General features: G+C 65.7%; 8 protein-coding genes. 4 read left to right on the plus strand and 4 right to left on the minus strand.

Annotation, left to right across the window (positions count from 1 at the left end):
• Positions 1 to 74: 74 nt before the first annotated feature.
• Positions 75 to 1172: a right-handed parallel beta-helix repeat-containing protein gene (locus KJ554_04255; GenBank protein ID MBU0741551.1), complete on the plus strand. Its 1098-nt coding sequence runs from the start codon at positions 75 to 77 to the stop codon at positions 1170 to 1172.
• Between the two features lie 63 nt (positions 1173 to 1235).
• Here KJ554_04255 and KJ554_04260 read toward each other — a convergent pair whose 3' ends face one another.
• Positions 1236 to 2690 (minus strand): pyridoxal-phosphate dependent enzyme, encoded by a 1455-nt coding sequence (locus tag KJ554_04260; protein ID MBU0741552.1) that lies wholly within the window; start codon positions 2688 to 2690, stop codon positions 1236 to 1238.
• Between the two features lie 144 nt (positions 2691 to 2834).
• Between KJ554_04260 and KJ554_04265 the strand changes: the two genes are divergently transcribed.
• The gene (locus KJ554_04265; protein ID MBU0741553.1) at positions 2835 to 5099 is read left to right on the plus strand and encodes an aconitate hydratase; all 2265 of its coding nucleotides are present in this window, start codon (positions 2835 to 2837) and stop codon (positions 5097 to 5099) included.
• A 75-nt stretch (positions 5100 to 5174) separates the two neighbouring features.
• Here KJ554_04265 and KJ554_04270 read toward each other — a convergent pair whose 3' ends face one another.
• Together KJ554_04270 and KJ554_04275 are read right to left on the minus strand one after the other, a co-directional pair.
• Entirely contained in the window at positions 5175 to 5789 is a 615-nt protein-coding gene (locus KJ554_04270) for a hypothetical protein (protein ID MBU0741554.1), read from the minus strand.
• A 167-nt stretch (positions 5790 to 5956) separates the two neighbouring features.
• On the minus strand, positions 5957 to 6601 hold the full coding sequence (locus tag KJ554_04275; protein MBU0741555.1) for a hypothetical protein: 645 nt from the start codon (positions 6599 to 6601) through the stop codon (positions 5957 to 5959).
• 455 nt (positions 6602 to 7056) lie between these two features.
• Between KJ554_04275 and KJ554_04280 the strand changes: the two genes are divergently transcribed.
• Both KJ554_04280 and KJ554_04285 read left to right on the plus strand, forming a co-directional pair.
• A complete protein-coding gene (locus KJ554_04280) occupies positions 7057 to 7596 on the plus strand; it encodes a hypothetical protein (GenBank protein MBU0741556.1) in 540 nt (179 codons plus the stop codon).
• A 12-nt stretch (positions 7597 to 7608) separates the two neighbouring features.
• Complete coding sequence (locus KJ554_04285) at positions 7609 to 8907, plus strand: M48 family metalloprotease (protein MBU0741557.1); 1299 nt, start codon at positions 7609 to 7611, stop codon at positions 8905 to 8907.
• 10 nt (positions 8908 to 8917) lie between these two features.
• Here KJ554_04285 and rho read toward each other — a convergent pair whose 3' ends face one another.
• Positions 8918 to 10015, minus strand: a complete 1098-nt coding sequence (gene rho, locus KJ554_04290) for a transcription termination factor Rho (protein MBU0741558.1) — start codon at positions 10013 to 10015, stop codon at positions 8918 to 8920.
• Positions 10016 to 10142 lie beyond the last annotated feature (127 nt).

Genomic DNA, 10142 nt, shown 5'->3' on the forward strand with positions numbered 1-10142 from the left:
AAAATGTATCTCTAATAGGGTATTCTAATCACGATTGATCCTCGCCCATATTTATTGTCAGAAAGGAAAGCACTATGCGTACGATCATCTCGATCGGTCTTATGGTTTTCTTGCTCCCGGTTTTCACGGCGAGTGCCCTGCTGGCGACTACCATCGTCGTTGATCATGCTGGCAGCGGCGACTACACGACCATCGGTGAGGCGGTGACAGCCGCTCCCTCCGGTGCGGAGATCGTCATCATGCCAGGCACATATCCGGAGTTCGTGATCGTCGCGAAGTCGCTGACGTTCACAGCCAATGGCCTACCGGGCTCTGTCATCTGGGATGGTGAGAACAGCCACCGCATCCTCAAGGTGCGCACGCCGATCGCGGTCTCGTTCACTGGTATCGAATTCCGTGATGGCTTCGACCCGATCGAGGATGGATGCGGAGTCGCCATTCACATCGACACCGGAGCGGTTGTGACGATCGACCAGTGCCGTTTCATCAATAATCACGCGAGCTGGGATGGCGCCGTGTTTGCGGGCCTGAGTGGTACATCGGTCACGATCACCAACAGCCACTTCGAGGATAATTATGCCTATCATAATTGCCCCGCGGCCGGCGTGCTTCTCGATGCGGAAATGGTGATCGACAACTGCACATTCATCGACAATATCTGTTCAAACATCTCGGGAGCCGTCGCATCATGGCAAGCCGATCTCTCGGTTCAGCATTGTCTATTCGCGGGGAATACGGGTGGAACTGCGGGTGCAATCCTCGTGAGTGGTGGCGGTGGGGATATCTACAACAACACATTTCACGACAACCACGGCGGTAATGTCGTCCTCATCTCGACCTCCTCTCCTTATTCGTACCATCACAATATCATGACCATCAACACCTCGGGTGGGGGACTTTACATGTCCAGCGGTATAACCCACGGCTGCAACCTGTTCTATGAAATCGCTGGAGACGAGGTGTCCGGAGGCCTGGCACCCGACGAGATCGTCGCCGATCCGTTGTATTGCGATTATACCGTCGGGGATTTCAACCTGTGCTACATGTCTCCGGCCCTGCCGGAGAACAACGGTTGTGGCATGATGGGGGCGTTCTCCATGGGATGTACGACATGTGGGCCTATCGCCAACGAAGATAGGGCCTGGGGTGACGTCAAGAAGATGTACGACTGATCTCCGGTGCAATGGGATCGATAAAGGCGGCCGATATCTGGCCGCCTTTTCCTTGGCAGCTGCCTACAACCCCACCATCCCGTTGAACTCCCTGATCCGCTCGTCCCAGCCCTCGGCCTCGGCGAACATCTCCGGCCAGAAGTCGCGGTCCCAGAGCCGGCGCAGATCGTCCACGTCGCGCTGCTGTTGCTCGACCCAGGTGAAGTACTTGAAGTTGTGGAGCTGCTTGCGGTCCTGGTAGCTCAGCTCGCGCACGTGATCGGGCGTGACCCCGACGAGCCAGCGCTCCCGGTGGCGCAGGGCGTCCTCGCGCGCGTAGGGTCCGTGCGCGTCGTTCAGCTCGGCCAGGCGCGACGCGTAGAGCTCGGTGGAGTCGGTCAGCGGCGTGAAGATCACGTCACGCCCGTCCATTTCGTAGTGGCGGGCGGTCTTGATCGCCGAGACCAGGTTGCCGATGGACGAGATGCCCAGAAGGTGGAGCTGGTCGACCAGGTCGATGGGCACACCCTCGCGCTCGAGGGTCGCGCGGCCCGCGGGCTCGTTGAACAGGCGCAGCAGGTCCATGCACTGCTGGTCGTCGACGGCGACCACGAAGTCGGTGTTGCGCACGTTGTGGATCCAGGGCACGTGCTTGTCGCCGATGCCCTCGATGCGGTGGCCGCCGAAGCCGCAGCGCAGCAGGGTCGGGCACTGCAGCGCCTCGCTGGCGGCGATCAGGGCGCCGGGATGGCGGTCCTTCAGGTAGTCGCCGGCGGCCAGCGTCCCGGCCGAGCCGGTGGCCGAGACCCAGGCGGCGAAGCGGTCGCGCGGGCCCGCGAGGCGCGCGAAGATCTCGTCGACGATGCCGCCGGTCAGGTGGTAGTGCCACTGGGCGTTGCCCCACTCCTCGAACTGGTTGAAGATCACGCATTCGGGGCGCGTGCGTCGGATCTCCCAGCACTTGTCGTAGATCTCCTTGACGTTCGACTCGCAGCCGGGCGTGGCGATGACCTCGGTGGCCACGTCCTGGAGCCATTCGAAGCGCTCGCGGCTCATCTCCTCGGGCAGGATGGCCACCGAATCGCAGGCCAGCAGCTTCGAGTCGAAGGCGCCGCCGCGGCAGTAGTTGCCGGTGCTCGGCCACACGGCCTTCTGCGCGGTGGGATCGAAGGCGCCGGTCACCAGGCGCGGCACCAGGCAGCCGTAGGCCGCGCCCACCTTGTGCGCGCCGGTGGGGAAGTACCTGCCCACCAGGCCGACGATGCGCGCCGGGACGCCCGTCAACTCGGGCGGGAATTCGAGCCAGTTGCCATCGTTGAACAGCCCGCTCTGCGGGTCGTTCTTCCAGGTGATGCGGAAGAGGTTGACCGGGTCGATGTCCCACAGTCCCACCTCGCGCAGCCGCTCCTTGATCCGGCCGGGGACCAGCGACGGGTCCTTCATCTCCGCCAGGGTGGGCAGGACGATGTTGCGCTCGCGCGCGCGCGCGGCGGCCTTGTCCAGGACGGCGGGGTCCACGATATCGAGTGTGTGCGGCATGGATTTGTCCTCGGCTGGTCCAGGGGCTTTATTATCCGTCGGGCAACTGATAGACTGCCATCGCTTCGTTTCGACTAGAATGCGAGACCAGACGCTTCCGGTCAACCCGGCTGTTGCCGGCCCACGCCTCCGAAGGATGAGATCATGGTCATCGAGACGACACGCGAGATGGTGCAGCAGGTTTACGAGAAGTCCCGCGCACGGCTGGCGGTCGTCCGCGCCAGGCTGGGCCGGCCGCTGACCCTGGCCGAGAAGATCCTCTTCGGCCACCTGGACGATCCGGCCGGTCAGGAGCTGGCCCGCGGCGAGGCCACGCTGGCCCTGCGTCCCGATCGCGTCGCCATGCAGGACGCCACCGCGCAGATGGCCATCCTGCAGTTCATGCAGGCCGGGCGCGACGAGACCGCCGTGCCGACCACCGTCCACTGCGACCATCTGCTGCTGGCCCACAAGGGCGCCGCGTACGACAAGGCCCACGCCCTGGACGCGAACAGGGAGGTCTACGACTTCCTGAGCTCCGCGGCCGACCGCTACGGCATGGGCTTCTGGAAGCCCGGCAGCGGCATCATCCACCAGATCGTCCTGGAGAATTACGCGCTGCCCGGCGGCCTGATCATCGGTACCGACAGCCACACGCCCAACGGCGGCGGCCTGGGCATGGTGGCCTGCGGCGTGGGCGGCGCCGACGCCGTCGACGTGATGGTGGGCATGCCCTGGGAGGTCAAGCACCCGAAGCTGATCGGCGTCAAGCTGACCGGGGCGCCGAGCGGCTGGACCGCCCCCAAGGACGTCATCCTCAAGCTCTGCGGCATCCTCACGGTCAAGGGCGGCACCAACGCCATCGTGGAGTACTTCGGCGACGGCTGCGCCGCGCTGAGCTGCACCGGCAAGGCGACGATCACCAACATGGGCGCCGAGCTGGGCGCGACGACCAGCGTCTTCCCCTACGACGAGCGCATGGCGACCTATCTGCGGGCCACCCGGCGCGCCGACCTGGCGGATCTGGCCGACGCCAACACTGACCTGCTGACCGCCGACCCCGAGGTCGCCGTGGACCCCGGGACGTTCTACGACCGGATCGTCGAGATCGACCTGACGACCCTCGAGCCGCACCTGGTCGGCCCCCACTCGCCCGACATCGCCCATCCCGTGGGGCGCATGGCCGCCGACACGGAGCGCGAGGGCTATCCCGAGAAGCTGACGGCCGCGCTGATCGGCAGCTGCACCAACTCGTCCTACGAGGACATCTGCCGCACCGCCGACGTGGCCCGGCAGGCCCTCGACAAGGGTCTGAGGATGAGGACCAGCCTGTGGGTCTCGCCGGGCAGCGACCAGATCTACGAGACGATCAAGCGCGACGGCCAGCTCGCAGTCCTGGAGGAGGTGGGCGCCACGGTGCTGACCAACGCCTGCGGCCCCTGCATCGGCCAGTGGAAGCGCGACGACATCGCCGAGGGCGAGGCCAACAGCATCGTCACCTCCTTCAACCGCAACTTCGCCAAGCGCAACGACGGCAATCCCCGGACCCACGCCTTCATCGGCAGCCCGGAGGTGGTCATGGCCTACGGCCTGGCCGGCACCCTGAAGTTCAATCCGTTGAGCGATACCCTGGTCAACGCAGAGGGCGAACGGGTGAGGCTCGATCCGCCCGCGGTCGCCGACGAGTTGCCGCCCGACGGCTTCGTCGTCGCGACCGGCGGCTACCAGGCGCCGGGCGCCGGCGCCGGGGGGGAGGTCGTGGTCGATCCCGGCAGCGAGCGCCTGGCCCTGCTGGAGCCGTTCTCGCGGTGGCACGGCGGCGACTACGAGGAGCTGCCCCTGCTGATCAAGGCCCTGGGCAAGTGCACCACCGACCACATCTCCATGGCCGGCCCGTGGCTGAAGTACCGCGGCCACCTGGACAACATCAGCGACAACATGCTCATCGGCGCGGTCAACGCCTTCACCGGGCAGACCAACAGCGTCAAGAATCTGGTGACGGGCGAATACGGCGCCGTGCCGGCCACCGCGCGCGACTACAAGGCCCGCGGCCTGCGCTGGGTAGTGGTCGGCGACGAGAACTACGGGGAGGGATCGTCCCGCGAGCACGCGGCCATGGAGCCGCGGCACCTGGGCTGCGCCGCGGTGCTCGTGCGCAGCTTCGCCCGCATCCACGAGACGAACCTGAAGAAGCAGGGCGTCCTGCCGCTGACCTTCGCCGACCCCGCCGACTACGACAAGGTCCGCGAAGACGACCGTGTCTCGATCCGCGGCCTGGCCTCGCTCGCGCCGGGCGAGCCGTTGCAGGTGGAGTTGAAGCACGCCGACGGGACGGCGGATGCTTTCGCCGTGAACCACACGTTCACGGCGGAGCAGATCGGGTGGTTCGCGGCGGGCTCGGCCCTGAACAGGATCAAGGCGGGCGTCTAGCCGGATCGATCATCGGCAACAAGCAGCCCCGCCGCTCGGCGAGCGGCGGGGCTGTTCCGTGCGGCGCGGTCCGGCTTACTTGTACAGGCTCTTCACGCCGCCCCAGTTCGCGTTTTCGCCGACCACGGGATTCTGGTTGGGGAACCAGATCCCGGCGTGGTCCGGGGCGGTGACGATGACGTCGTCGCACCAGTAGCCGTCCTCGACGGCAACGCTGTACATGCGGAACTCCACCATCAGGCCCAGGTGATTAGGGTCCGTGCCGTCGAAAGTCCACGTCCAGGTCAGCTGCTCCCAGCCGGTCCCGGCCGAGTAGGTCCCGCTGCCGCCTGCCGACCCCGTGTAGTTCAAGTGGTCGTTGTCGGTGTAGTGGCCCCAGATCCGGGAACTCGGCGACACGCCCGCGGAGGTGTCGTACGTCCAGAAGCTGGCCGTGACCACGTCGCCGTTCTGCAGGTCCGAGATCCAGGCGACGTACATCTGGGGCGTGCCGCCGAGGGGATCCTCGTAACCGAAGAGGGCGCTTGCGCCGGTGTGGACGACATCGGTCACGTTCGCCCCCCCGCCGACGTTGCCGTCGGTGCCGAAGACCGTCGAGTACCCGTCTTCCCATCCGAAGGAGCGGGTGTGCTGGGCCACCGCGCCGGTGGCCATCGCGGCGATCAGCGCCGCGATCGTCAATAACTTCATGCCATCTATCCTCCTCGCCTCGCACTTTGGAAGCCGGTTGATCACGTCCCTATTATTTTGACATATAATCATGGATTTGGCAAGTTCTCGTCTGGCTTGGCGGGCAAGTGGAAGCCCCGCCGCTTTAGGAGCGACGGGGCCTTCGTGATACCAGCGAAACTTTCCGCTTACCTGAACAGGTTCTTCACAGCGCCCCAGGAGGAGTCCTCGTTGCCGACGGGCTCGCGGTCGGGGAAGTAGATCGTCGCATTATCGGGAGCGGTGATGGTGATGTCATCCACCCAGGTATCGGTGTCGCCGGGCGGCGTGACACCGGTGCCGCTGTAGATGCGGAACTCGATCACCAGCGCGGTCGCGTCGGGGTCGGGAGTGCCGGAGACGCCGTAGGTCCAGCTGTCGGCGATGTTCTCCCAGCCGATGCCGGTCGTGTAGGGGCCGAGGCCGCTGGCCGTGCCGGCATAGTCGTTGATGTCATTGGTGCTGTAGTGGCCCCACAGGCGGAAGCGGGGGTAGTAGTCGGGGTCTGGCGTGTCGTCGAAGACCCAGCAGTCCACATTGACCACGTCGTTGAGCTGCAGGCCCGTGATCCAGGCCAGATAGACCTGGGGCGTGCCGCCCAGGGGCTCTTCCCACGTGTACAGGGACCGGTCGCCGCTGTGGGAGAAGTCCCCCACGTTCACGGTACCACCCACGTTGCCGTAGATGCCATGAGCTGTGCCGACACCGTCTTCCCAGCCGTAGCTGAGAGTCTGATCCGCCATCGCGCCGGTGGCCGCCACGGTGAGAACCAGCATAATTGTCAATAGCCTCATGTTTCTCATCCTCCTCATTGCTCGAGTGGACTCGGGTGTAAGTGGGAGCTCCTCGGTGTCTCGCCACCTGTTGTGTTGCTTCTGAATGCACAGAAGCGGCAGCCGCACGCGACGGCCACCAGGACCAGAAACGAAGTCTCTTGTTCAGAATCCCGTAGATCACTCACGATTACAAACTTATATCCAGGATTCTTCAAGAGGACCTAAGTGTATCACGAAATACTACATTATTCAACATTCTAACTCCCGAAAACGAAAATTTAATATATAAGCCGTGCTGATCGATCCGTCGCAGCGCAAAATCACCTGGGGGAGCCGCACGCCGCATAAAGCACCAGGAAAATCAACCGATTGCAACAGGATGGAATGAGTTGATGCGCCTGCGGCCGCGTCGTGACACTATGGGACGCGGCGACATATCGCCGCGATCGCTCACCGCTGGAGGGGACGGAGCGATGCCGGTCTTAAGATCGATCATCCTGGTTGCCCTGCTGGCCGTGCTGGCCGGCTGCGCCGGCGGGCGTCCGTCGCGCGATCGGGCTCCGGTGGTCCATGACGACGTTCCCGCCACTCCGGGGGCTTTGCCTCGCGCCGCCGGCTGGTTCGGCGATTCCGCCGATGACGTCTCGGGGAAAGCCGCCCGCTGCCACATGCTGCGCACCGCCCTGGCCGACACCACCCATTCCTGGCTGTGGCTCGAACTGGACCTGTCCGGGGACGCGTCGGTGCGGGTCTCCGGTCCTGGCGCGCTGGTCTTCGTCCTCGCGACCGGCGATGTCGTCCGCGAGGTCCGGGACGCCGGGTTGTTCGTCGCCCTCAGCCTCGACGCGAACACCTTCCTCAACTCCACGAGCGGGCCCATCACCATCCGGTCCGGCCACGCGACCGCCGGCTCCGGCTGCGTGAGGCTTCTCGCCAGGTTGCCGGCGGTAGACACCAGGCGGACCGTGGTCGATCATGTGAGTCCGGTACCGGGGCGCTGGATCCAGAAATAATAGGGGAACGCCATGGCGTTGAACTGGGAAGACATCCGCTATCGCGGCGATATCCGCGATGTCCAGGAACTCTACGACAGCTACCGTATCGAGGATTACCTCGAGGCCTTCGAGGCGAACCGCCACCACCAGGACGAGGGGGTGCGCGAGAACCTGCTGAAGCACGGCATCCGCCTGACCGGGCAGCTCTCGCCCCGCATCTTCCGCCTGCACGCCGAAACCGCGGCGGCGCTCGAGGTAGCGGGCGACGCCGAGATCTTCTGCCTGCCCGACAGCGACATGAACGCCTTCGCCGTGCTCGACATCCGCGAGGACAGGACACATTCGCTGATCGGCATCACCGCCGGCGCCCTCGAACATCTGGAGGACGCGGAGATCAAGTTCATCCTGGGCCACGAGATGGGCCACTTCCTCTGCGGCCACAACCGCCTCAACGCGGTCTTCTCCACGGACGAGCGGAACCCCAAGGCCACCGTGCTGCCGCCCTTCGGCGAGAGCCTGTTCCTGCGCTGGCGCAAGAAGGCCGAGGTGAGCGCGGACCGGGCGGGCCTGCTGGTGTGCCGCGACTTCCACGCCGCCGCGCGCGCGCTGCTGAAGATCACCTTCGGCCTGACCGAGAAGAACCTCAACCTGGAGATCGACGCCCTGGTCGCCCAGATCGACGAGATCAGCGGCTCGACGGAGATGATCGAGGAGGCCTTCGCCTCGCATCCGCTGCTGCCGGTGCGCCTGAAGGCCCTCGAGCTTTTCGCGGGCAGCGAGCGGGCCAAGCGCAACGGCTGCGACGTCCTGCCGGGCACGCTCGCCGACGACGCGCTCGAGGACGGCGTGGACCGCCTGGTCGTCCTCAGCCGACGCTACCCGACCAAGCCCCTCGACGTGGCCATGATGCACGTCCTGGCCATGGCCGGCGTGCTGGTCCTGGGCGCCGACGCCGACGTGAGCGACGAGGAGGTCAAGCTGCTGGTGCAGCAGCTGCACACCGTGTTCACCGACGAGCCCGAGGATGTCATCGTCACCGACCGCGAGGAGATCGCGCGCCGCCTGCCCGAGGCGTGCCGGGTGATCGTCGAGCAGGGGGACGACGACGCCAAGCAGTTCCTGCTGTCGCGGATCGCGGAGATCGCCCTGGCCGACGGGGCGCTCATGGACAGCGAGGCCGAGCAGATCCACGAGGTGGCCAAGATGCTCGAGGTGCCCGAGAAGGTGACCTACGCCGTCATCGTCGGCGCGGCGCAGTCGGTGGGTTTCCGGGCCGACGCCAAGCTCAACCGCATCGCCGCGCAGCTGCGGCGGTCGCTGTCCCCGTGAAGGATCCGGGCTAGGCGGGCAGGGCGGCCAGCAGGGCCTCGTTGTCGGGGTACTTCTCCAGCGTGGTGATCAGCGAGCCCAGGGCGTCGCGGGGGCTGCGCTCGGCCAGCATGCCGCGCATGCGGTTTATGCGGCTCACCGTGGCCTCGTCGTAGAGACGGTCCTCGCGGCGGGTGCCGCTCTCGGTGATGCTGATGGCGGGGAAGAGGCGCAGGTCCGCCAGCTGGCGGTCCAGCACGATCTCGCTGTTGCCCGTCCCCTTGAACTCCTGGAAGATCAGCTCGTCCATGCGCGACCCGGTGTCCACCAGGGCGGTGGCCAGGATCGTCACCGAGCCGCCGTTCTCGATGTTGCGCGCCATGCCGAAGAAGCGCCGCGGCGTCTCCAGGGCGCCGACCTCCATGCCGCCGGACATGACCCGCCCCTTGCCGCTGCCCATCAGGTTGAAGGCGCGCCCGATGCGCGTGAGGCTGTCGACGACCACCACCACGTCGTGCCCGCATTCGAGCTCCACCTGGACGTGGGCCATCATCATGCGCGTCAGCTCCACGTGCTCCTGGTACGGCTGGTCGTTGGTGCTGGCGAAGACGTCGGCCTGCACGTTGCGCCGGAAGTGGGTGACCTCCTCGGGACGCTCGTCCACCAGCAGCGCCAGCACGCGCGTGCCGGGTTCGGCGGCGCTGATGGCGTTGCAGAGCTTCTCCAGGATGGTGGTCTTGCCGGCCTTCGGCGGCGAGACGATCAGGCCGCGGGTGCCCTTGCCGATGGGCGCGATCAGGTCGACGATGCGCATGGTCATGTCGCCGCTGTCGGCCAGCCGCAGCCGTTCGTCGGGGCTGATCACGACCAGGTCGCGCATGGGCGTGCGGCGCGCGAAGTCCTCCGTCGTCAGGCCGCAGACCTCCATGATCGTGTCCATCACGTACCCGTTGCGCGTCTTCGTCAGGGTGCCGGTGACCCGGGCGCCCTCGACCAGCTTGTGACGCCCGGCCAGCTTGCCCGGGATGGTGATGGTCGTCTTGCCGGGACGGAAGGAGTTCTTCGGGTCGCGCAGCACGAAACCGGACCTCTTGTCCTTCTTGAGCACGCCGGTGATGGTGTCGGACATGAAACGGGATCTCCGTGGATGAAAGTAGGTCTGGTCTGGTCGTGAATAATCCGAGACGGGTGGTCAGACCCAGAAGATAACCGAGGGAAGGTCAATCGTCCAGGCGCGGCTTTTCGCCGCGTTGTCG

The sequence above is a fragment of the bacterium genome (assembly GCA_018814885.1).
Lineage (GTDB): Bacteria > Krumholzibacteriota > Krumholzibacteriia > LZORAL124-64-63 > LZORAL124-64-63 > JAHIYU01.

Excerpts from the sequence above, each read along its gene's own strand:
- KJ554_04260 (MBU0741552.1), bottom strand. The coding sequence starts at position 2,690 with ATGCCGCACACACTCGATATCGTGGACCCCGCCGTCCTGGACAAGGCC.
- KJ554_04265 (MBU0741553.1), top strand. The coding sequence starts at position 2,835 with ATGGTCATCGAGACGACACGCGAGATGGTGCAGCAGGTTTACGAGAAG.
- KJ554_04280 (MBU0741556.1), top strand. The coding sequence starts at position 7,057 with ATGCCGGTCTTAAGATCGATCATCCTGGTTGCCCTGCTGGCCGTGCTG.
- rho (MBU0741558.1), bottom strand. The coding sequence starts at position 10,015 with ATGTCCGACACCATCACCGGCGTGCTCAAGAAGGACAAGAGGTCCGGT.
- KJ554_04275 (MBU0741555.1), bottom strand. The coding sequence starts at position 6,601 with ATGAGGCTATTGACAATTATGCTGGTTCTCACCGTGGCGGCCACCGGC.
- KJ554_04285 (MBU0741557.1), top strand. The coding sequence starts at position 7,609 with ATGGCGTTGAACTGGGAAGACATCCGCTATCGCGGCGATATCCGCGAT.
- KJ554_04255 (MBU0741551.1), top strand. The coding sequence starts at position 75 with ATGCGTACGATCATCTCGATCGGTCTTATGGTTTTCTTGCTCCCGGTT.
- KJ554_04270 (MBU0741554.1), bottom strand. The coding sequence starts at position 5,789 with ATGAAGTTATTGACGATCGCGGCGCTGATCGCCGCGATGGCCACCGGC.